Origin of the sequence: Pseudonocardia xishanensis (assembly GCF_039541715.1) — a bacterium.
GTDB classification, from domain to species: Bacteria; Actinomycetota; Actinomycetes; order Mycobacteriales; family Pseudonocardiaceae; genus Pseudonocardia; species Pseudonocardia xishanensis.
Genome location: NZ_BAABGT010000075.1, coordinates 156,746 through 177,959, shown reverse-complemented (window position 1 = coordinate 177,959; position 21,214 = coordinate 156,746). Strand labels below are relative to the sequence as shown.

Genomic DNA, 21,214 nt, shown 5'->3' with positions numbered 1-21,214 from the left:
TGCCGCCCGGGACGCGCTCAGTCGACGGGGCGCCAGGGGCGCGGGGGCAGGGTCGGCAGGCCACTCGGAGAGCACTGCCCACCCCGCTCCCCCGCCAGCCGGAAGATCAGCCAGCCGACGACGGCGGCGAGGATCGAGCCCGTCAGGATGCCGATCTTGGCCTCACTGACCAGCAGCTCGTCGTCCAGCGCGAGCTCGGTCACGAACAGTGCGACGGTGAACCCGATCCCGGACAGACCCGCGCCGCCGAAGAGCTGGCCCCAGCGCAGGGTGTCCGGCACCCGGCCGAACCCGGTCTTGAGCGCGACCCAGGTCCCGAGCGTGACGCCGATCGGCTTGCCCAGCACGAGCCCGGCGACGATGCCCCAGGTCAGCGGTGAGGTGAACGCCGAGGCGAGGGTCTCGGAGGTCAGCACCACGCCGGCGTTGGCCAGCACGAACAGCGGCACGATCACGTAGCTGGACCAGGGCTGGATCTTCAGCTGCAGGCGCTCGTTCGGCGATATCGCCTCGGTGACGGCGGCCTGCGCGGCCAGGGCGCGCTCCGGCGTCGGGTCGAGGATGAAGGTCTTGCCGACCATGAGCGCACGCTTCATGTCCTGCCTGCGCGGGGCGTAGGCGTTGACCAGCAGGCCCAGCGCCACGCCGACCACGCTGGGGTGCACGCCGGAGGCCAGCACCGCCACCCACATCACGACCCCGATGACCGCGTAGAACGGTGTGCGCCAGAACCGGACGTACCGCAGCCCCAGCAGGGCGAGGAACAGCACGATGGCGAGCAGCAGCGCGCCGACGTTCACCTGCTCGGTGTAGAAGATCGCGATCGCGATCACCGCGCCGATGTCGTCCACGATCGCCAGGGCGAGCAGGAAGACCCGGAGCTGGTCCGGGCAGCGCGGCCCGACGAGCGCGAGCACCCCCAGCAGCACCGCGGTGTCGGTGGAGATCGCGATGCCCCAGGCGTTCGACGCCTCGCCGCCCGCGTTGAACGCGAGGAACAGCAGCGCGGGGACCACGAGCCCGCCGAGCGCCGCGGCGGCCGGGGCGGCGATCGCCTTGACCCCGCGCAGCTCCCCGAGGGTCATCTCCCGCGCGATCTCCAGCCCGACGCTGAAGAAGAAGAGCACCATCAGCCCGTCGTTGACCCAGTGCCGCAGGTCCAGGTCCAGCGCCGCCCCGCCGACGGTCATCGACAGCCGCATGTGCCAGAACGCCTCGTAGCCCAGCGGCAGGTTCGCCCACAGCAGCGCCACGACGGCCGCGCCGATCAGCAGGACCGCCGAGCCGGACTCCGTGCTGAGGAACTGCCTCGCGGCGCGGGAGAGCTCGCCGCGCTCGGTTAAGGTCGTCACCGCCACCCGGACATCCTGCCCCAGAGGGGAATCCGTGCTCGATCCGCCACTCGGCCCGTACGACCACGTCCAGGGTCACGCCGACGCGCCGCTCACGCTGCTGAAGTACGGGGACTTCGAGTGCCCCTACTGCCGGGACGCCGCCCCGGTGATCGAGAAGGTGCAGCAGGAGCTGGGCGAGCGGCTGCGGTTCGCCTTCCGGCACTTCCCGCTGCACGAGCTGCACCCGCACGCGCTGGCCGCGGCGACGGCGTCGGAGATGGCGGCGCTGGAGGGCCGGTTCTGGCCGATGCACGCCAGCCTCTACGCCCCCGGCCCGCCCCGGCTCACCCAGGCCGACCTGCGGGAGCACGCCCTGAACGCCGGGGTGGACCCGGACAAGGTCGTGTGGCCACGGACCCGCGCCGTCGAGGACCGGGTGGAGGCGGACTTCAACTCCGGGGTCCGCAGCGGGGTGCGCGGCACGCCCACGCTCTACGTCAACGGCGAGGTCTACCGGGGTCCGGTGAGCGTGGAGCGGCTGGTGGACGCACTTCTGTCGGAGTAGCGCGCCACAATGGGGGTGTGGGTCGCTGGGTGCTGCATCTGGACATGGACGCGTTCTTCGCCTCCGTCGAGCAGCTGACCCGGCCCACGCTGGCGGACCGGCCGGTGCTCGTCGGCGGGACCGGTGGGCGCGGGGTCGTGGCGGGGGCCAGCTACCAGGCGCGAGTGTTCGGGGCCCGCTCGGCCATGCCGATGGGGCAGGCCCGGCGGCGCTGCCCGCACGCGACCGTCCTGCCGCCGCGGTTCCCGCTGTACTCCGCGATCTCGCAGGAGGTCATGGCGGTGCTGCGGGAGGCCGCGCCGGTGCTGGAGCCGGTGTCGGTGGACGAGGCGTTCCTGGAGCCGCCCGCGCTGGTGGGGGCGTCGGCGGGTGAGGTGGAGGAGTTCTGCGTCGCGCTGCGCGCGGCGGTCCGGGCCCGGACGGGGCTGCCCGCCTCGGTCGGCGCGGGCTCGGGCAAGCAGGTGGCCAAGATCGCCTCGGAGCTCGCCAAGCCGGACGGGCTGCGGGTGGTGGACCCCGCCGTCGAACGGTCCGTCCTGGACCCGCTGCCCGTGCGGTCGCTGTGGGGCGTCGGGCCGGTGGCCGAGGCGTCGCTGCGCAAGGTGGGCATCGAGACGATCGGGGCGCTGGCCGCGATGGACCCGCGCGAGGTCACCGGTGTGCTCGGCACGGCGATGGGCACGGAGCTGCACCGGCTCGCCCGCGGGATCGACGAGCGCCCGGTTGCGCCGCGGGGTGCGGCGAAGCAGATCTCGGCGGAGACCACGTTCGAGCACGACCTCACGCACATGACGTCGGTGCTGGCCGAGGTGGCGCGGATGACCGCCGCGGCCCACCGCAGGCTGCTGCTCGACGGGCGGGCGGCGCGGACGGTCACGGTCAAGGCCCGCAACGCGGACTTCGAGACCCACACCCGCTCCGAGACCACCGCCTTCGCCTCCACCGATCTCGGCGTGCTCACCGCGGTCGCCCAGCGGCTGGCCGGGTCGGCGGTGCCGGAGGGCGGGGTGCGGCTGGTGGGGGTGTCGCTGTCCGGGCTGTCCGAGTCGCCGCCCCCGGCGCTGTTCGAGGCGGTGCCGTCGGAGACGGGGTGGGTGGCGGTGTCGCCGAGCGACCCCGGCGGGGCCGGAGGCGAGGTAGGGGTCGGGGGCGGGGCGGCGGCCTGGGGCCCGAGCCCGGCGAACGGCGGCACGGCGATCACGGTCGAGGCGGGCGAGCACCCCGAACCGGGGACCGAGTTCGGCCCCCGCCCCGGCGGCCGGGGCGCCCCGCGGGACCCGGCGGATCCCTGGCGGGCCGGGGACGACGTGACCCATCCCGAGTTCGGGCACGGCTGGGTGCAGGGCGCGGGCAAGGGCCGGGTCACCGTCCGCTTCGAGACCCGCGCGAGCGGCCCGGGCCGGGCGCGGTCGTTCGCGGTCACGGACCCGGACCTGTCCGTCGCCGACCCGGTGGAGAGCTGGCTGCTCCCCGCCGAGGCCACGGCGACGCTCGCCGCGGACCTCCCCGTTCCGACCCACGGTCCGACGGCCTCGGGCTAGCCTCCCGACACGACCTCCGGCGAGCAGCTCGAGCGCAGGCTCGGCAGGTACGACAACGACATCGCCGCCGTGTACGAGCTGGTCACCGAGGTCCGGCAGGACGTCCGTGCCCCGGCCACCCACACCGACCAGCGCTTCGACGCCGTCGACCAACGCTTCGACGGCATCGAGGCCACCCTCCGGGTCATCCTCGAGCGCCTCCCGCCGACCGGCTGATCAGGCGTCCTTGTCGGCGACCCCGGCGGCGTCGAAGGTGGCGACCTCGGCGAGCGCGCGGGCGGCGCCCTGGACGACCGGGAGGGCGAGGAGGGCGCCCGTGCCCTCCCCGAGCCGCATACCCAGGTCCAGCAGGGGGTCGAGGCCGAGGTGCGCCATCGCGAGGGCGTGCCCGGGTTCGGCGGAGCGGTGTCCGGCCACGCAGTAGTCGATCGCGTCGGGGGCGAGCACGGAGGCGACCAGCGCGGCGGCGCCGGCGTTGACGCCGTCGAGCAGGACGGGGACGCGCAGGGCGGCCGCGCCGAGCACGAACCCGGCGAGCCCCGCGTGCTCCAGCCCGCCGAACGCGGCGAGCAGGTCGAGCCCGTCCTCCCGGGTCAGCCGGTCCACCGCCGCCTGCACGACGTCCGTCTTCAGGGCCAGGGTGGCGTCGTCGATCCCGGTGCCCCGCCCGGTCGCCTCGGCCGCGGAGGCCCCGGTCACCGCGCAGATCAGCGCCGCGGCGGCGGTCGTGTTCGCGATCCCCATGTCGCCGGTGACCAGCAGCCGGTTCCCGGCGGCGACGAGGTCGCGGGCGACCTCGATGCCCACCTCGACGGCCTGCTGCGCCTCCGCACGGGACAGCGCGGGCCCGACCGAGAGGTCCGCGGTGCCTGCCCGGACCCGTCGGGGCAGCAGGCCCGGGACGGGGTCCAGGGGTGCCGCGACACCCACGTCCACCACGCACACCTCGGCCCCGAGCTGGCGGGCGAAGGAGTTGACCACCGCGCCCCCGGCCAGGAAGTTCCCGACCATCTGCGCCGTGACCTCCTGCGGCCACGGCGACACCCCCTGCGCGTGCACCCCGTGGTCGCCTGCGAACACGGCGACCGCCGCGGGCTCCGGCACCGGCGGCGGGCACTGCCCCGCGATCGCCGCGAGCCGCACGGCCAGGTCCTCCACCCGGCCGAGCGAGCCCCGCGGCTTGGTCATCCGGTCCAGCCGGTCCCGCGCCTCCGCGGCCGCCTCGGCCGACGCCGGGGTGATCTCCGCGACCGTCTCGTCCAGCAGGCTCATGGCCACCTCCCCGGGCAGCGCCCGGTCTCCGTACCGCTCCGAGTGCACGGCCCAGCGCAGCGGCCGCCGCCGCGCCCAGCCCGCGCGGGCCAGCTCGGGCTCGGCGGCGAACTCCCGCACGTGCCCCACACACAGGTAGGCGACGACCTCGACGTGCCCGGGCAGCCCCAGCAGCTCGGCGAGCGCGCGCAGCCCGTCGTCGTCGAAGAAGCTCACCCAGCCGACGCCCAGCCCCTCGGCGCGCGCCGCCAGCCACAGGTTCTGCACGGCCGCGGCGGTCGAGTGGGCGGCCATCTCGGGCCTGCCGTGACGGCCGAGGGTGTGCCTGCCACCCCGCGTCGGGTCGCTGGTGACCACGACGTTCACCGGGGTGTCCAGCACGGCCTCGACCTTGAGTGCGGCGAACGCCTCGGCCCGGGCCCGCGGCAGCGACGCGGCGAACGCCTCCCGCTGCCGCGCGACCAGCTCCGCGACCCGGGCACGCGTCCCGCGGTCCCGCACGACCACGAAGTCCCAGGGCTGCGAGAACCCCACGCTCGGCGCGGCGTGCGCGGCCTCGAGCACTCGGACCAGCACGTCGTCGGCGACCGGGAGGTCCGGCAGGAAGCCGGCGCGGACGTCCCGCCTGCCGTGGACGGCCTCGTACAGGCTCACCACAGGGGCGAGAGCCTCGGGGGCACCACCGCGACACCCGGGACCGCCGACACCTCGGCGTCCACCGCGACGCGCAGCCCGTCGACCACCGCGCGCCAGGCCGGGTCCGCGGTCGGGTCCCCCGCCACCGCGACGGCCACCGTGCAGGGCCCCTCCAGCGCGAGCACCGCGCTCACCGCCTGGACCGCGCCCGCGGGTTCGACGGCCTCGACCCGCCAGGCCTCGGCGTAGAACAACACCTCGGACTCGACCTGCGGGACGACGAACACGTGGTCCGCGGCCGCCAGCAGGTCCGCACCCCCCGCGGCGTCGGGATCACCCGCGCCGACACCGAGCACGACGACATGACCGGACATCGTGGCCTCCTCGAGGGTCCGCGCCCTCATCGTGGAATCACCGGCGACGGCCGCGAGTGTCCTGGCTCCCGGATCGGCACGCGCCCCCGACCTTCCCCTCGGCGAGGGTGGTCGGGCGTGGGGACGCGCTCCCCGGTCACAGTGGCGGGACCGCACCGGATTCGCACCGGTTTCCTGCACTGCCGTCCCCCGAACCAGACCACGCGGGAGTCGCGGACGCAAGCAGGACCTCACCGTTGTGCGGGATCCGACAGCGCGGATCACGCAGGATCGCCCGGATCGTCTCCCCGTGCGTGACGAGGACCGCACCGGTCGGGTCGAGCCCCCGCACCCGGGCACACAGGGCCCGGAAGGTCTCCCCGCCCGGCGGCGCCCAGTCCGGCCCCGCCGCGGCGAGCAGCGGGGCGTAGGGCGCGGCGGGCCGCCCCTCCCACGCCCCGTGCGACTGTTCCCGCAGCTCGGGGCATTCGTGAACGGGGAGGCCGAGCACCCCCGCGAGGATCTCGGCGGTCTCCGCCGCGCGGCGCTGCGGGCTGGTGAGGATCCGGTGGGCCGGGACCTCCGCAACGGCGGCGCCTGCGGAGGTGGCCGGACCGACGAGGAGCCGACGGAGCTCCGCGGCGGCGGCCCGCGCCTGCGCCCGCCCCCGCGCGGTCAACCCGACGTGGCGCGTCGAGCCCTGCAGGAGCCCGGCGGCGTTCCAGGTGGACTCGCCGTGCCGGACGAGCCAGGTCACCCCCGGTCCGACAGCCCCGCCACCGGCCCCACGACGACGATCGCGGGCGGGCTGATCTCGTGCGCCTCGATGTCCGCGGCGACCGCGTCCAACCGGGACCGCAGCGTGCGCTGGATGCGGGTGGTGCCGTCCTGGATCACCGCGACGGGGGTGTCCGCGGCACGGCCGTTCGTGATCAGCGCGTCCGCGAACAGGCCGATCCGCTCGACGGCCATCATCAGCACGATCGTGCCCGTCATCCGCCCGAGCGCGGTCCAGTCGACGAGGCTGCGCGGGTCCCCGGGCGCGACGTGCCCGGACACCACGACGATCTCGTGCGCCACCCCGCGGTGGCTGACCGGGACGCCCGCGACCGCGGGCGCGGCGAACGCGCTGGTGATCCCGGGTACGACGGTCACCGGCACCCCGGCCGTGGTGCAGGCCTGGACCTCCTCGAACCCGCGGCCGTAGACGAACGGGTCGCCGCCCTTGAGCCGCACCACGAACCTCCCGGCCCTCGCGTGCTCGACCAGCAGCTCGTTGATCCGCTGCTGGGCCATCGCCCGGCCGTAGGGGATCTTGGAGGCGTCGATCACCTCGACGTCCGGGCCCAGCTCCTCGATCAGGTCCCGCGGGCCGAGCCGGTCGGCGACGACGACGTCCGCCCGCGCCAGCAGCCGCCGCCCGCGGACCGTGATCAGCTCCGGGTCGCCGGGCCCGCCGCCCACCAGCGCGACGCCGGGCAGCACCGGCTCGGCGGAGTCCGACACCACCCCGGCCTGCAGCGCCTCGACCAGCGCGGTCCGCACGGCGGCGGAGCGGCGGTGCGCGCCGCGGGCGAGCACGCCGACGGTCAGCCCGTCGTACCGGCCGGTGGCGGGGGTGACGGCCGTGCCGAGACTGCCGTCGTCCGCGCGCACGCAGAAGATCCGGCTGCGCTCCGCCTCGACCCCCACGGCCGCGTTGACCTGCGGATCGTCCGTGCAGGCGAGGACGTACCAGGCGCCTTCGAGATCTCCGTCGACGTACTCGCGGGGGGTCCAGGTGATCTCCCGCGCGGTCGCCATCCCCTCGACGGCCGGGGTGACCTCCGGGGACACCACCTCCACGAGGGCGCCCGCCGCGATCAGCCGGGACACCCGCCGCTGCGCGACCTGCCCACCCCCGACGACGACGACCCTGCGGCCCCCCAGATCGAGGCCGACGAGGTACTGGTCGTGCTCGGTCACGCGCTCGTTCCTTCCCAGTCTGTGGCGTCCGGAAGCATAGATGGCCGGAGAGGCGTCCCGAGCCGACTACCCCACGGGGGTATCACACGTCACCCTGGCCCGAAGCGCAGGCCACGGTGACCCGCCCGACGACGGTCTTCGGCACGAGCAGCACCGCCCCCGCCCCGGCGACCCGCAGCGCCGCCGCCTCCGCGACACTCGGCGTCCCGACGGCGGCGTCCGCCCGCGCGCTCCCCCGACCCGACCGCAGCGCCGCGGACCCGGCGGCGGACTCGGCCGACCCTGCCGACCCGGAACCGGCGGCGGGCCGCTCGAGCGCCGCCCCGGCGGCATGGACCGCCGCGAGCTCGGCCGCCGGGCGGGTGCGCAGCGTCGCGGGGGCGATCGCGTCGAGGATGCCCTGCTCCGCGGCCTTGGCGTCCACGGAGGCGAACACCGCGCCGTCGAGCGGGACCCGCGCGGCGAGGTGCGCCAGCGCCGCCCGCACCTCGGCCGCCGAGACGCCGCGCCGCGCCCCGATCCCGACGACGATCATCGGTGGGCCGCGACGAACCGGGTGACCGCGCCCGGGTCCCCGGCCGGGTGGGTGTGCAGGAACGAGGCGTGGACCCCGCCCTGCACGAACCCCTCCGGCTCGCTCCCCCGCCACCCCCAGGCGGGGGTGCGCCCCGCCCGCGGGGTGACGACGCAGTGGTGGAACTCGTGCCCGTTCGTCCGGGACCCCGCGGCGAACCCGGTGGAGTCGGTCAACGCGACCGCTTCGCGGTAGCCGAGGGTGAGACGCCCGGTCATGGCCGCGGTGGCGTCCAGTGCCCCGACCAGCGGGATCCCGTCCAGCTCGCGGCAGAGGTAGAGCAGGCCCCCGCACTCGGCCCGGATGGGCGCACCCGCCGCGGCGAGGTCCCGGATCGCGAGCAGCAGCGCCACGTTCTCGCCGAGCGCCGCGACGTGCTCCTCCGGGAACCCGCCGGGCAGCACCAGCCCGCCCGTCCCGTCGGGGAGGCCCTCGTCCCGCAACGGGTCGACGATCACCACCTCCGCCCCCGCGGCCTCCAGCAGCTCGACGTGCTCGGCATACCCGAACGAGAACGCGGGCCCCCCGAGCATCGCGGTCACCACCCGCCGTCCCACTCGGACGCCGCCCTGTCCGACTCGCGGGCTGTGCTGTCCGACTCGCGGGCTGTGCTGTCCGGCTCGCGGGTCGGGGGTGAGGGGCTCGCGGACAACCCCCGCGAGTCCCCCACTCCCGCCACCCGAGTCCCCCACTTCCGCCGGGTGAGTCGGACACACGGCCTCGGTCGGGTCCCAGGTGTCGCCCGGCGCGAGGGGCCTCGCGACCTGGCGGACGGCGTCGAGGTCGACGTGGGTGGCGATCAGGTCGGCCATCGCGTCGACGGCGGCGAGCGCGGCCCGGCCGTGTTCGGCGGCGGTGACCAGCCCGAGGTGCCGGGACGGGACCGCCAGCTCGGTGCGCCGCGGGAGGGCGCCGAGCACCGGCAGCCCCACCTCGACGCACGCCGCGCGCAGCACCTCCTCGTGCCGCGCCGACCCGACCCGGTTGAGGATCACGCCGGCGAGCGCGGTGTCCGGGTCGAAGGACCGGAAGCCGTGCAGCAGCGCCGCGAGCGAGCGGGACTGCCCCCGGCAGTCCACGACGAGCACCACGGGCGCCCCGACGAGCCCCGCGACCTGCGCCGTCGACCCGGTGCCGTCGGACACCCGGCCGTCGAACAGGCCCATCACGCCCTCGATCACGGCGATCTCGCAGCCCGCGGACCCGTGGCGCACCAGCGGGACGATCCGGTCGGCTCCGACGAGCACGGGATCGAGGTTCCGGCCCGGCCGCCCGGCGGCGAGGGTGTGGTAGCCGGGGTCGATGTAGTCCGGGCCGATCTTGAACGGCGCGACGGCGGTGCCCCGGCGGGCGAGCGCGGCCATCAGCCCCGTCGCGACGGTGGTCTTGCCCGAGCCGGAGGCGGGTGCGGCGACCACGAGCGCGCGGGTCACGACGACCCCCGACCCGAGCCGTCCGACTCGGGCGCCCCGGTGTCGGACTCGCGGGAGCGGGGGGCGGACTCGCGGGTCCTCACCACTCGATCCCCCGCTGCCCCTTCTGCCCCGCGTCCATCGGGTGCTTGATCTTGGTTGTCTCCATGACGAGATCGGCGGCCTCGATGAGCTCGGGCGCGGCGTCCCGGCCGGTGATGATCACGTGCTGGCGGCCCTCCCGGGCGTTCAGCACCTCGACGACCTCGTGCACGTCCACCCAGCCCCACTTGAGCGGGTAGGTGAACTCGTCGAGCACGTAGACCTCGTGGACCCGGTTCTCGATCCGGCGGCGGATCTCTCGCCAGCCCTCGAGCGCGTCCGCGGCGTGGTCGGACTCGGTGCCCGCCTTGCGCGTCCAGCTCCAGCCGGACCCCATCTTGTGCCACTCGACGGGTCCGCCCTCGCCGGTCTCGGCGTGCACGCGGCCGAGCGCGCGGAACGCCTCCTCCTCGCCGACCTTCCACTTCGCCGACTTCACGAACTGGAACACCCCGATCGACCAGCCCTGGTTCCAGCCGCGCAGCGCCATGCCGAACGCCGCGGTCGACTTCCCCTTCATCGCACCGGTGTGCACCACCAGCAGCGGCCGGTTGCGGCGCTGGCGGGTGGTGAGGCCGTCCTGCGGGACCGCCGAGACCTGACCCTGGGGCATCGCGCTCTCCTCTACGCCGACGCGGCGGCGGTCAGGTCCGCCACGGTCAGCTCGTCCACGGTGATCACGGGGGCACCCGCGGCGGCGGCGACCCGCCCGGCCAGCCCGAGCCGCACGAACCCGGACTCGCAGTCCACGACGACGACGTGCGCCCCGTCCGCCGCGAGCAGCCCCGCGGCACGACGGGCGTCCGCCACGGGATCCCCGCCGGGCCTGGCGGGCACGGTCGCGCGGCCGTCGGTCAACAGCACGACCAGCGGCCGCCGCCGCGGGTCCCGCACCCGCTCGGCCTGCAGCGCGCGCCGGGCGAGCAGCAGCCCGTCCGCCAGCGGGGTCCGCCCGCCGGTCCGCAAGGCGGCCATCCGGGCCTGAGCGGTCGGCACGCTCGTCGTCGGGGGGAGGACGAGCTCCGCGCCCGCCGAGCGGAAGGTGACCAGCCCGACCTTGTCCCGGCGCTGGTAGGCGTCTCGCAGCAGGGCGAGGATCGCCCCGGAGACCGCCTGCATCCGCCGCCGCGCGGCCATCGACCCCGAGGCGTCCACGACGAACAGCACGAGGTTGCCCTCGCGCCCCTCGCGGACCGCGCCGCGCAGGTCCTCCCGCCGCAGGCTCAGCCCGGGTCCCCGTCGACCGCGCTCGATCTGGAAGGGCGCCGCCGCCGCGACGGTCGCGAGCAGGTGCAGGTCGGCGGCCCGCCGCGGGGTGCCGTCCGAGGGCCGGGTGACCCGGCCGGTGTCGGTGCGGGCGCGAGACCGTCGCCCCGGCGTCCCCTCCCCCACGCCCGGCACGGTGAACCGGCGCGCCGCGCGTCGGTCCAGCCGGGCGACCTCGCCGGTCCCGACCGCGCTGCCGACACCCGTGCTCGTGGGGCGCTCGGCGGGGGCGGGCCCGATGGAGGTGTCCGACGGAGGACGTTCGACGTCGGACGCCTCCGACGAGGAGGAGTCCCGATCCGCGGGCGGCGGCGGCCCCTCGGCCGGCGCGGCGGGGCCGCCGCCCCCGCCGTCCGCTGCACCGTCGCCCGCGCCATCCGGCCCCGCGCCGTCGGGATCGGCTCCGGAGTCGGCACCCTCGGGGCTGCAGGGTTCGGGCCCGTCGGGATCGCGCTCCCCACCCCCGGGCCCGTCGTCCTCGGGGCCGCCGTCCTCGGGCCCGTCGTCCTCCGGCCCGTCGTCCTCGGGGCCGAGGAAGTCCTCGGCGTCCCGCAGGGCCTCGTCGAGGTCCTTCTCGTCGATCCCCGGCTCGTCGAAGGGGTCCCGACGGCGGCGGTGCGGCAGTGCGAGACGCGCCGCGACCCGCACGTCCGACTCGTCGACCGCGGCGACGCCCCGCCAGGCCGCGTGCGCCACGGCGGTCCGCGCGATCACCAGGTCGGCGCGCATCCCGTCCACGTCGAACCGCGCGCAGACGAACGCGATCCGGCTCAGCTCCCGGTCGCTCAGCAGCACCGAGTCCACCCGGGACCGGGCGGCCACGATCCGCCGCGCGACCGCCGCGTCCGCCTCGGCCCAGCGCGCCGCGAACCCGGCCGGGTCCGCCTCGTACGCCATCCGCCGCCGGACGACCTCCACCCGCGTGTCCACCTCGCGCGCCGCCCGCACCTCCACGGTGAGCCCGAAGCGGTCCAGCAGCTGCGGCCGCAGCTCCCCCTCCTCCGGGTTCATGGTCCCGACCAGCAGGAACCGCGAGGCGTGGGTGACCGAGACGCCGTCTCGCTCGACGTGCGCGCGGCCCATCGCCGCGGCGTCGAGCAGCAGGTCGACGAGGTGGTCGTGCAGCAGGTTGACCTCGTCGACGTAGAGCACGCCGCGGTGGGCCTCGGCGAGCAGCCCGGGCTGGTAGGCCCGGGTGCCCGCGGACAGCGCCTGCTCCAGGTCCAACGAGCCGACGAGCCGGTCCTCGGTCGCCCCCACCGGCAGCTCGACGAGCCGCGCCGGGCGGTGCGCGGACCCGCCGCCCACCACCTGCTCCACCAGCCCGATCGGGTCGTCGAGATCGACGTCCGCGACGGTGCCGATGGTCGGCTCCGCACGCTCCGCCTCCGGATGGGGGCCGTCCGGGCAGGCGGGGTCCGGGGACGCCGGGTCGCACGAGAACCGACAGCCGTCGACGACCGCCACCGCGGGCAGCAACGCCGCCAGCGCCCGCACCGCCGTCGACTTGGCCGTGCCCTTCTCGCCCCGCACCAACATGCCCCCGACCCCGGGATGGACGGCGTTGAGCAACAGGGCGAGGCGCAGGTCGTCGTGCCCGACGACCGCCGAGAAGGGGAAGCCCCGTGCCGATTCTCCGCTCGCCCGCTCGCTCACCGCCGCGACTCTGCCAGACCGGAGGCCACGACCGGCAGCTCGGGAGACGCACCGTGACTGATCACATGCTCAAGTGAGGGCATGTCGAGGTGGGTGTCGACGAGGTCCGCGAGCAGGTCGAGCTGGGCGGTCCGCTCCGCCGCGAACGACGTGTCCGGCGCGACCTCGAACCCCGTCCGTCCGGAGAGGGCGGCGAGCCGCCGCAGCAGCACCCTGCGGAACGAGTCGTTCTCCAGCAGCCCGTGCCAGTGCGTGCCGAGGACGTGTCCCCGGTCCGAGCCCTCCGACCCGACCAGCCCGGGGTCGCCGGACCGCACCACCCGCCCGTGGTGGATCTCGTAGCCGGTCACCGGCTCACCGAGCGCCGTCCCGGTCGGTGTACCGAGGTGCTTCTCGGCGTCGAAGACGATCTCCAGGTCGAGCAGCCCGAGCCCGTCGACCTCCCCGGAGAACTCGACCCCGGAGTCGCTGATCCGCCGCCCGAGCATCTGGTACCCGCCACAGATGCCCACCACGGGCCCGCCCGCGGCGGCGTGCGCCGCGATCCCGTCCGCCAGCCCGGACGCGCGCAGCCAGGCCAGGTCGCTGACCGTCGCCTTGGACCCGGGCAGCAGCACGACGTCCGCGTCCAGCAGCCGGGAGGGCTCCGTCACGTATCGCACGGCCACACCCGGCTCGCAGGCCAGCGCCTCCGCGTCCGTGGCGTTCGAGATCCGCGGCAGCCGGACCACCGCGACGCGCAGCCACTGCTCGCCCCGCGGCGGGGCGGGCCGCCCGAGCACGCCGTCGGCGACCGCGGACAGCGAGTCCTCCGCGTCCAGCCAGAGCCGGTCCGACCACGGCACGACGCCGAACGTCGGCCGCCCGGTCAGGTCCCGCAGCCGGTCCAGGCCGGGGGCGAGCAGCGCGGGGTCGCCGCGGAACTTGTTGATCACGAACCCGGCGATCCGGGCCTGGTCGGCCGGGCTCAGCACGGCGACGGTCCCGAACAGGTGGGCGAGCACCCCGCCGCGGTCGATGTCCCCGACGACCACGACCGGCAGGTCCGCCGCCTCCGCCAGCCCCATGTTGGCCAGGTCGGTGGCCCGCAGGTTGATCTCCGCCGGAGAGCCCGCGCCCTCGCAGACCACCACGTCGTAGCGGCTGCGGAGGCGGGTCAGCGAGTCGACGACGACCTCCCGCAGCGCCGCGGTCCGGGTCCGGTAGGACAGTGCCGAGACGTGCCCGTCCGCCCGGCCACGGACGACGACCTGCGAGGTCCGGTCGCTGCCCGGCTTGAGCAGCACCGGGTTCAGGTCGACGCTCGGCTCCAGCCCGCAGGCGTGCGCCTGCATGGCCTGCGCCCGGCCGATCTCGCCGCCGTCCGGCGTGACCATCGAGTTGTTGCTCATGTTCTGCGCCTTGAACGGCGCGACCGGGATCCCCCGGCGGTACAGCGACCGGCAGAGTCCCGCGACGAGCGCGCTCTTGCCCGCGTCGGACGTCGTCCCGGCCACGAGCAGGGCACCGTGCGGATTCACGGCGCCAGTATCTACGCTGGGAGTCATGCGCTTCCTGCTCCGGCCCGGCTGGATCGCGTTCGTCGTGGTCGTCGTCGGGTTCGTGGTGGCCTGCTACACGCTGCTGGCGCCGTGGCAGTTCGGTCGCGAGGAGCAGCGGCAGGCGCAGGAGCAGGCGATCTCCGCGGCGAACACCGCGCCCCCGGTCCCCTTCGCCGCGCTGGTGCCCGGTTCCGTGGTGGACCCGGCGGACGAGTGGCGGCAGGTGAGCGTCACCGGCGAGTACCTGCCCGAGGCCGAGGCCCTCGTGCGGCTGCGGGTCGTGGACGGCAAGCCCGCCTCCGAGGTGCTGACCCCCGTCCGGCTGACGGACGGTCGGGTGGTCGTCGTCGACCGCGGGACCGTCGCGACGGACGAGGGCCGCACCGTCCCGTCGTTCGCCGCCGCGCCCGCGGGACCGGTCACCCTGACCGGCAGGCTCCGGGTGAACGAGACGGACGGCTCCGGCCGCCCACCCCTCACCGAGGCCGGGCACCTGCAGATCTACGCCGCGGACTCCCGGCAGCTCGCCGCCGCGACGGACCTGTCGGAGGTCGTCCAGGGCTACGTGCAGCTCGCCGCGGACCAGCCCGGCGTGCTGACCCCCATCCCGGTCTCCACCCCCACGACCGCGGCGCCGTTCACCAACGGCTCCTACGCCCTGCAGTGGCTCACCTTCGGCGCCATCGCCCTGGTCGCCCTGGGGTACTTCGTCCGCCTCGAGGTCCTGCAGCGGCGCGGCCGCCGCGAGCGCAGGGCGAGCATCCGGGACGCGTTGTCCGGCCGCGACCAGGAGCCGCAGCCGCCGCGGTGACCACCGCGGCCAGCAGCCCCACCGCCCGCGACAGCCGCGCGGCCCGGTGCAGGTCGGCGGTCGTCGGGGCGGGACCGTCGCCGAGCGACGGCCGCTCCTCGGTCCCGTGGGTGTACTCGGTCCGCCCGCCCAGCCGGATCGCGAGCGCCCCGGCCGCGGCCGCCTCGACCGGACCGGCGTTGGGGCTCGGGTGCTCGCGGGCGTCCCGCCGCCAGGCCCGCAGCGCGGCCGCCGGGCGACCGCCGACGACCGGTGCCGCCGCGGCCGTGAGCAGTGCGGCGAGCCGGGCGGGGACGAGGTTGGCGAGGTCGTCCAGCCGGGCCGGGGCCCACCCGAAACGGAGGTATCGCGGCGAGCGGTAGCCGACCATGGCGTCGAGCGTGTTGACCGCGCGGTAGCCGAGCAGGCCGGGCACCCCGGCGACCGCGCCCCAGAACAGCGGCGCCACCACCGCGTCGGAGGTGTTCTCCGCCAGCGACTCCACCCCCGCGCGAGCCATCCCCGCCGCGTCGAGCGACTCGGGATCGCGCGCGCACAGGTGGGGGATCCGGGCGCGGGCGGCGGCGAGGTCGTCGGCGTCGAGCGAGGACGCCAGCCCGGCACCCTCCCGGACGAGCGAGGTCCCGCCGAGCACCGCCCACGTCGCCGCCGCGGTGACCAGCACCTCCCCGCCCGCACGCACGCGGGCGGAGCAGAGGTGGTCCGCGACCGGGCCCGGCTCCCCCGCGGCGACCCGCCGCAGACCCACCCCCGCCAGCACCGCACCGCCCACCAGCACGGCCGCGTACCCCGCCCCGGCGAGCCGCGAGTCCGCGTACACCCGCCGCTCCAGCGCTGCGGCGACCCGCCCGAACCCGGCCACCGGGTGACCCCGCCGGGGATCGGCGAACACCAGGTCGGCCACCACCCCGAGAGCGAGGCCGAGCGCACGGGTCCGCGACATGACTCGGGACGCTACCGGCCCCCGCACCGGCCCCACCGGGCCGGCGGCGGAGGACGGGCGGGTCCATGATCGGGGCATGCGCAAGGACATCGACCCCGCAGAGCTCGGCGCCGGGGCATTCTACAAGATCCTCAACAGCGTGGTCGTGCCCCGCCCGATCGCGTGGGTCTCCACCCGCTCGGCAGCGGGCGTCGACAACCTCGCGCCGCACTCGTTCTTCACGGTGTCCTGCGTGGACCCGCCGATGGTCCAGTTCACCTCGGTCGGCAGGAAGGACTCGCTGCGCAACTGCCGCGAGACCGGCGAGTTCGTGGTGTGCCTGGCCACCGAGACACTGTTCGAGAAGATCAACGCCACCGCGACCGACTTCCCCGCCGAGGTGTCCGAGTTCGCCGAGGTCGGGCTCACCGCCGAGCCGAGCCTGACCGTCGCGCCGCCGCGCGTCGCGGAGTCACCCGTCGCGCTGGAGTGCCGCACCGAGCACGTCCTGGAGCTGGGCGACTCGACCGTGGTGATCGGCCGGGTGCTGCACGCCGCGATCGACGAGGACGTCTTCGAGACCGACGCGCGGGGCAACACCCTGCCCAGCCCGCTCAAGCTCCGTCCGCTCGCCCGCCTGGGCCGCAACGAGTGGTCCACCCTCGGCGAGATCCTGGAGATCACGCGGATCCCGCACCGGGACTGGCCCGGCCACTACCGGGGGTAGTCCGCCCGCAGGGCCTGGGCCCGGGTCGCGATCTGGTGCAGCGTGCAGGGCCACACCATCCCGGACCCGGCGTTGCGGCAGGCGGTGCAGCGGCCGAGCCGGTCCGGGACGTGCTCGTCCAGCAGCCGGGTGACGACCTCCGGCATCCCCGCCAGCACCCCGGCCATGGGGCCGTCCCCCGGCGTGTACCCGCCGCCGCCACCGGTCATGCCTGCCCCCTCGCCGAACCCACCGCACCGCCCCGGTCCACTCGCCCCGAGCCGATCCTCGCCGGACGCAATGCCTACCGGACGAGCGCGGCCCCGCCCGAGGAACCCCCGCGACTACAGCGTGAACTCCCCCGACGGGGTGGCGGTCGGGTCCGCGTGCAGCTCGCCCTCGCGCCCGCGCAGCTCGACGCGCCGGATCTTGCCCGAGATCGTCTTGGGCAGCTGGGCGAACTCCAGCCTGCGGATCCGCTTGTAGGGGGCCAGGTTGTCCCGCGCGAACTGCAGGATGTCCCGGGCCGTGGCCTCGTCCGGCGAGTACCCCGCCGCGAGCACCACGTACGCCTTGGGCACCGCGAGCCGCACCGGGTCGGGGGACGGCACGATCGCCGCCTCCGCCACCGCCGGATGCTCGATCAGCACGCTCTCCAGCTCGAACGGGGAGATCCGGTAGTCCGACGCCTTGAACACGTCGTCCGCCCGGCCCACGTAGGTGATGTAGCCGTCCGCATCCCGGGACCCGACGTCCCCGGTGTGGTAGTAGCCGCCCGCCATCGCCTCGGCGTTGCGCTCCGGATCGTCCCTGTACCCGACCATCAGCCCGACGGGGCGCCGGGACAGGTCGATGCAGATCTCCCCCTCGTCCGCGGGCTCCCCGGACACGGTGTCCACCAACACGATCGGGAAGCCCGGCATGGGCCGCCCCATCGAGCCCGGCTTGATCGCCGCCCCGGGCGGGTTGGCGATCTGCACGGACGACTCGGTCTGCCCGAACCCGTCCCGGATCTTGAGCCCCCAGGCCTTCTCGACCTGCTCGATCACCTCGGGGTTGAGCGGCTCGCCCGCGCCGACGACCTTCTGCGGCGGCGTGCGCAGGCCCGTGAGGTCCGCCTGGATGAGCATCCGCCAGACCGTGGGCGGCGCACAGAACGACGTCACCCCGAAGCGGTCCAGCACGCCGAGCAGCTCCTCGGCGGAGAACTTCGTGTAGTTCATGACCAGCACGGTCGCCTCGGCCAGCCACGGCGCGAACACGTTCGACCAGGCGTGCTTGGCCCATCCGGGCGAGGAGATGTTGAGGTGCACGTCCCCGGGCTCGAGCCCGATCCAGTACATCGTGGACAGGTGCCCGACCGGGTAGGACTGGTGGGTGTGCTCCACCAGCTTCGGCTTCGCGGTGGTGCCGGAGGTGAAGTAGAGCAGCAGCGTGTCCGTGGCCTTCGTCGGGCCGTCCGGGAGGAACACCGTGCTCCTGTCGTAGGCCTCGGTGTAGTCCCGCCACCCCTTCGGCGCCCCCCGCACCGCGATCCGGGTGTAGTCGCCGGGCACGTCGTCGAACTTGGCGGTGTCCCCCGCCCCGACGATCACGTGCTTCGCCCGGCCCCGGTCCACCCGGTCCCGCAGGTCCTCGGCGGTCAGCAGCGTCGTCGCCGGGATGACCACCGCGCCGAGCTTCATCGCCGCCAGCAGCGTCTCCCACAGCTCGAGCTGGTTGGCGAGCATCAGGATGATCCGGTCGCCCCGCGCGACGCCCTCGTCCCGCAGCCAGTTCGCCACCCGGTTCGAGCGCTCGGCCATCTCCCGGTAGGTCCAGGACGCGTCCGCGCCGTCCGCCTCGACGATCCACAGCGCCTTGCGGTCACCCCGCTCGGGATCGGCGGCGACGGCGTCGAAGTGGTCCAGCGCGAAGTTGAACTCGTCCAGCTCGGGCCAGGCGAAGTCGCGGACCGCGGTGTCGTAGTCCGTGCGGTTCGCCAGGAGGAGGTCCCGGGCCGCGTAGAACCGGGTGCTGCTCTCAGACACTCTTCCACCTCGTTGATCGCCGTTGACGCTGCGCCGCCGACCCTAACGATCCGGGCGCCCCCCGCCACCTGACCGTCGGGACAGCCACCCCTCGAACGTGGCCGGAGCGTCGCGTGCGGGACCCCGCCCCGGTCGCTACCGTGCGTGACCGTGACGAGGCGCGCCGCAATGGCCCTGACGACCGCCGTGCTGGCCCTGGTGGCGGGCTGCGCGGGCAGCGGGAACTCCCGTACCCGGATCGAGACCCCGCAGACCACCGTCCCGCAGGCCGCGCCGACCGGGACCGCCCTGCTCTGGCCGGTCACCGAGCAGGCCGCGGCGCAGACCCTGCAGGACGACGTCGACCGCGGCTCCCAGCCCTGGACGCTCGATCCCGAGGAGGTCGCGCTCACCTACGCGACGACCACCTGGGGCTGGACGGACCCCGAGCCGCACAGCACCGCACCGGGCACGGTGGCGCTGACCGACCCGCAGGGTTCCGCCACGCTGACGCTGGTCCAGCCCGTGCGGGCGGGCGCCACCGGGATCTGGGTCGTCTCCACGGCGACCCGCGACTAGGACGAGTCTCCCCACGGGGCGGTGGTGTCCCCGGTGAGGGACACGCCCTCGTCACCAGTACGGGTGAAAGCCGGCCCGGAGCGATGCGTTCCGGGCCCCCGCACCGATTCCCCGGGTGAAGCCGCACGGACACCGCCGTTCGGCCCAACACGACAGGTCAGGGGGCCCGGAGATGATCGGGAGCGACTCGGTCCAGCAGGACATGTTCACCGTGTTGCACGGGCAGCCGGCGCCGGTCGTCACGCGCTGGTCGTACACAGCGGAGGACCCCTACGCCGTCACCCTCGCCGTCCGGACCAGGCAGGACCGCTGGGTCGAGTGGCTCGTCGCCCGCGACCTCGTGCGGGACGCCCTGAGCGGTCCGGCCGGCTTCGGCGACATCCGGATGAGCCCGCAGCTCGTGCAGGGCTACGACATCGTCGAGATCGAGATCCGCTCCACGGACGGCCGGGCGGTGCTCGAGGTCGACCGCGACCTGCTGCGGCACTTCGTCGAGTCCAGCAGCGAGGTCGTCGCGTTCGGTGAGGAGTCCGAGGCCCTCGATCTCGACCGGGTGATCGCCCGGCTCACCTCCAGCTGCCCGGAGTGACGCCCGCGTCGCGGGCCCCGTCGACGTCGGGGACTCCCCCGGTGTCCGGGTTCGCGTCGATCCGCCGCGCACCCGGCTCCTGCGGCGGGGTCTCCGACCGGTAGTCCCGCTCCGCGTCCGCCTGTGCCGCCGCGGGCCGCTCCTCCTCCTCCAACGCCTCCGCCACCTCGGGGTCCCCCGCGGGCGAGTCGTCCACCACCGGCTCGATGCCGGTCTCCGTGTCGTGCACCGCCGCCTCCTCGGCCGCCGCCGCTCCCCCGTCGACGCCCACGTCCCGGGCGTCCGCGTCGTCCGTCGCGCTCCCGTCGGCGCCCGTCTCGGCCGCCGCCAGCCGTCCGGTCCGGTCGTCGTCCACGGGCCCGGACTCCTCCGGCAGCTCGCGGCTCAGCCGCTCGTCGAGCGTCTCGGCCGTCCCGGTCATCGCGGGGTCCTCCACGGCGTACGGCCGGTCCGGCGGGGAGTACCCGGCGTCCAACGGGTCGCCCTCGGTCAGCGTCTCCCCGGGGTCGAGCTGCAGGGCGTCGGCCATGTCGGCGCCGGTGTCGGGTGTCTCGTCAGGCATGTCCCCCGCGTACCCCGCGACCGTCGGGCACAACCACGTGCCACCCCCGGACATCATCGTCCAGGCGATGGGCTTCGGCCGGAGGCGGCGAACGCGGGCGGCCCGGCGCCCCGTCGGCCACGGCCACCGGGCCCGAGGCGGCACGAGGGGCGGTCCGGGCCGGTCGCACGGACCCGGTCCCGCCCCTCGTCCCGGCTGCGGCGGGCGCTCAGCGAGCGTGGCGGGGCGCCCGGTCCTGCTCGGCGGACCGCTTCGCGGCGGGGGCGCCGAAGCGGTGGCGCAGCAGCACCCGGCTGCCGCGCCCGTCGAAGTGCACCAGCACGGTCTCGACCATGTGCTGCATCAACAGCATGCCCCGCCCACCCTGCGAGTCCGCGGTGACGGAGTCCACACCGCGCCAGCTGCCGTGGTCGGTGATCTCGATGCAGAGCGCCCCGCCGTCGGCGGAGGTCTCGGAACCCTCGGTCCACAGCGTCAGCTCGACCTCGCCGAACCCGTCCTCGGGGTAGGCGTGCCGGACGGCGTTGGCGACGGCCTCGTCCACGGCGAGCACGACGTCGTCGACCTCGTCCCCGCTGAGCCGCAGCGGCTCGAGCCAGCGGCGCAGCTCGTGCCGGATGACCGAGAGCTGCTCCGGGTCGGCGGGCCAGCTGCGGTGGACGTACTCGATGCCCGCGCCGCTGAGCTCGGTCTCGGGTTCGTCGTCCCGCTGGGTGGAGAGCACGGCGAGCGCCTCGGCGCTGAGGTCCTGCGGGTCGGTGTCGGTGCTGGTGGGGGCGTCGGTCGGGGGGAGCGAGTCCGACTGGCTGAGCATGAACT

At 75.4% G+C, this 21,214-nt stretch carries 21 protein-coding genes, 1 pseudogene and 1 riboswitch; of the genes and pseudogenes, 7 read left to right on the top strand and 15 right to left on the bottom strand.

Annotation, left to right across the window (positions count from 1 at the left end; genetic code table 11):
- Nucleotides 1-17 precede the first annotated feature (17 nt).
- The gene (gene nhaA, locus ABD993_RS24450) at nucleotides 18-1,352 is read right to left on the bottom strand and encodes a Na+/H+ antiporter NhaA (RefSeq protein ID WP_345422938.1); all 1,335 of its coding nucleotides are present in this window, start codon (nucleotides 1,350-1,352) and stop codon (nucleotides 18-20) included.
- Between the two features lie 34 nt (nucleotides 1,353-1,386).
- Here nhaA and ABD993_RS24445 point away from each other — a divergent pair, with 34 nt between their 5' ends.
- The 3 genes from ABD993_RS24445 to ABD993_RS24435 all read left to right on the top strand — a co-directional run bounded on the left by ABD993_RS24445 (nucleotide 1,387) and on the right by ABD993_RS24435 (nucleotide 3,656).
- Nucleotides 1,387-1,899: a DsbA family protein gene (locus ABD993_RS24445; protein WP_345422935.1), complete on the top strand. Its 513-nt coding sequence runs from the start codon at nucleotides 1,387-1,389 to the stop codon at nucleotides 1,897-1,899.
- Between the two features lie 17 nt (nucleotides 1,900-1,916).
- Nucleotides 1,917-3,440, top strand: coding sequence for a DNA polymerase IV (locus ABD993_RS24440; RefSeq protein WP_345422932.1), 1,524 nt, complete (start codon nucleotides 1,917-1,919; stop codon nucleotides 3,438-3,440).
- Nucleotides 3,441-3,509: 69 nt separating this feature from the next.
- Nucleotides 3,510-3,656 carry a hypothetical protein gene (locus tag ABD993_RS24435; protein WP_345422929.1) on the top strand — a complete coding sequence of 49 codons (147 nt, stop codon included), beginning with the start codon at nucleotides 3,510-3,512 and terminating at the stop codon, nucleotides 3,654-3,656.
- On the opposite strand, the gene cobT is transcribed toward ABD993_RS24435, so the two are convergent.
- The 9 genes from cobT to ABD993_RS24390 form a co-directional block, all read right to left on the bottom strand.
- The gene (gene cobT, locus ABD993_RS24430) at nucleotides 3,657-5,366 is read right to left on the bottom strand and encodes a nicotinate-nucleotide--dimethylbenzimidazole phosphoribosyltransferase (RefSeq protein ID WP_345422926.1); all 1,710 of its coding nucleotides are present in this window, start codon (nucleotides 5,364-5,366) and stop codon (nucleotides 3,657-3,659) included.
- On the bottom strand, nucleotides 5,363-5,722 hold the full coding sequence (locus tag ABD993_RS24425) for a hypothetical protein (RefSeq protein ID WP_345422923.1): 360 nt from the start codon (nucleotides 5,720-5,722) through the stop codon (nucleotides 5,363-5,365). Before ABD993_RS24425 ends, cobT begins: the two co-directional genes overlap by 4 nt.
- A 55-nt stretch (nucleotides 5,723-5,777) precedes the next feature.
- A riboswitch (cobalamin riboswitch) is annotated at nucleotides 5,778-5,898 on the bottom strand.
- Nucleotides 5,859-6,458, bottom strand: coding sequence for a histidine phosphatase family protein (locus ABD993_RS24420; protein ID WP_345422920.1), 600 nt, complete (start codon nucleotides 6,456-6,458; stop codon nucleotides 5,859-5,861). It overlaps the preceding riboswitch by 40 nt.
- Nucleotides 6,455-7,666 carry a uroporphyrinogen-III C-methyltransferase gene (gene cobA, locus ABD993_RS24415; RefSeq protein ID WP_345422918.1) on the bottom strand — a complete coding sequence of 404 codons (1,212 nt, stop codon included), beginning with the start codon at nucleotides 7,664-7,666 and terminating at the stop codon, nucleotides 6,455-6,457. Before cobA ends, ABD993_RS24420 begins: the two co-directional genes overlap by 4 nt.
- Nucleotides 7,667-7,748: 82 nt before the next feature.
- Nucleotides 7,749-8,201 carry a cobalamin biosynthesis protein gene (locus tag ABD993_RS24410; protein WP_345422915.1) on the bottom strand — a complete coding sequence of 151 codons (453 nt, stop codon included), beginning with the start codon at nucleotides 8,199-8,201 and terminating at the stop codon, nucleotides 7,749-7,751.
- Nucleotides 8,198-9,673 (bottom strand): cobyrinic acid a,c-diamide synthase CobB, encoded by a 1,476-nt coding sequence (locus ABD993_RS24405; protein WP_345422912.1) that lies wholly within the window; start codon nucleotides 9,671-9,673, stop codon nucleotides 8,198-8,200. The genes ABD993_RS24410 and ABD993_RS24405 overlap by 4 nt, the downstream gene beginning before the upstream one ends.
- 79 nt (nucleotides 9,674-9,752) lie before the next feature.
- Nucleotides 9,753-10,367 (bottom strand): cob(I)yrinic acid a,c-diamide adenosyltransferase, encoded by a 615-nt coding sequence (gene cobO / locus ABD993_RS24400; RefSeq protein ID WP_345422909.1) that lies wholly within the window; start codon nucleotides 10,365-10,367, stop codon nucleotides 9,753-9,755.
- Nucleotides 10,368-10,378: 11 nt separating this feature from the next.
- Nucleotides 10,379-12,676, bottom strand: a complete 2,298-nt coding sequence (locus tag ABD993_RS24395) for a VWA domain-containing protein (RefSeq protein WP_345422906.1) — start codon at nucleotides 12,674-12,676, stop codon at nucleotides 10,379-10,381.
- Nucleotides 12,673-14,196 carry a cobyric acid synthase gene (locus ABD993_RS24390; protein WP_345422903.1) on the bottom strand — a complete coding sequence of 508 codons (1,524 nt, stop codon included), beginning with the start codon at nucleotides 14,194-14,196 and terminating at the stop codon, nucleotides 12,673-12,675. The genes ABD993_RS24395 and ABD993_RS24390 overlap by 4 nt, the downstream gene beginning before the upstream one ends.
- Nucleotides 14,197-14,221: 25 nt before the next feature.
- On the opposite strand from ABD993_RS24390, the pseudogene ABD993_RS24385 reads away from it, so the two are divergent.
- Nucleotides 14,222-14,881: pseudogene (locus ABD993_RS24385) on the top strand (SURF1 family cytochrome oxidase biogenesis protein); the annotation flags it as partial.
- A 4-nt stretch (nucleotides 14,882-14,885) separates the two neighbouring features.
- Here the strand turns inward: ABD993_RS24385 and ABD993_RS24380 are convergent.
- On the bottom strand, nucleotides 14,886-15,971 hold the full coding sequence (locus ABD993_RS24380; protein WP_345422900.1) for a cobalamin biosynthesis protein: 1,086 nt from the start codon (nucleotides 15,969-15,971) through the stop codon (nucleotides 14,886-14,888).
- Nucleotides 15,972-16,047: 76 nt separating this feature from the next.
- Between ABD993_RS24380 and ABD993_RS24375 the strand changes: the two genes are divergently transcribed.
- Entirely contained in the window at nucleotides 16,048-16,677 is a 630-nt protein-coding gene (locus ABD993_RS24375; protein WP_345422897.1) for a flavin reductase family protein, read from the top strand.
- Here the strand turns inward: ABD993_RS24375 and ABD993_RS24370 are convergent.
- On the bottom strand, nucleotides 16,665-16,886 hold the full coding sequence (locus tag ABD993_RS24370; protein WP_345422894.1) for a hypothetical protein: 222 nt from the start codon (nucleotides 16,884-16,886) through the stop codon (nucleotides 16,665-16,667). The two genes, ABD993_RS24375 and ABD993_RS24370, sit on opposite strands and share 13 nt — an antisense overlap.
- 114 nt (nucleotides 16,887-17,000) lie before the next feature.
- A complete protein-coding gene (locus tag ABD993_RS24365; RefSeq protein ID WP_345422891.1) occupies nucleotides 17,001-18,686 on the bottom strand; it encodes an AMP-binding protein in 1,686 nt (561 codons plus the stop codon).
- Between the two features lie 168 nt (nucleotides 18,687-18,854).
- On the opposite strand from ABD993_RS24365, the gene ABD993_RS24360 reads away from it, so the two are divergent.
- Together ABD993_RS24360 and ABD993_RS24355 are read left to right on the top strand one after the other, a co-directional pair.
- Nucleotides 18,855-19,244, top strand: coding sequence for a hypothetical protein (locus tag ABD993_RS24360; RefSeq protein WP_345422888.1), 390 nt, complete (start codon nucleotides 18,855-18,857; stop codon nucleotides 19,242-19,244).
- Nucleotides 19,245-19,416: 172 nt separating this feature from the next.
- Complete coding sequence (locus ABD993_RS24355; RefSeq protein ID WP_345422885.1) at nucleotides 19,417-19,833, top strand: SsgA family sporulation/cell division regulator; 417 nt, start codon at nucleotides 19,417-19,419, stop codon at nucleotides 19,831-19,833.
- On the opposite strand, the gene ABD993_RS24350 is transcribed toward ABD993_RS24355, so the two are convergent.
- Together ABD993_RS24350 and ABD993_RS24345 are read right to left on the bottom strand one after the other, a co-directional pair.
- Nucleotides 19,811-20,395 carry a DUF5709 domain-containing protein gene (locus ABD993_RS24350; RefSeq protein WP_345422882.1) on the bottom strand — a complete coding sequence of 195 codons (585 nt, stop codon included), beginning with the start codon at nucleotides 20,393-20,395 and terminating at the stop codon, nucleotides 19,811-19,813. The two genes, ABD993_RS24355 and ABD993_RS24350, sit on opposite strands and share 23 nt — an antisense overlap.
- Before the next feature lie 208 nt (nucleotides 20,396-20,603).
- Nucleotides 20,604-21,209: an ATP-binding protein gene (locus ABD993_RS24345; RefSeq protein ID WP_345422879.1), complete on the bottom strand. Its 606-nt coding sequence runs from the start codon at nucleotides 21,207-21,209 to the stop codon at nucleotides 20,604-20,606.
- Nucleotides 21,210-21,214: the final 5 nt, after the last annotated feature.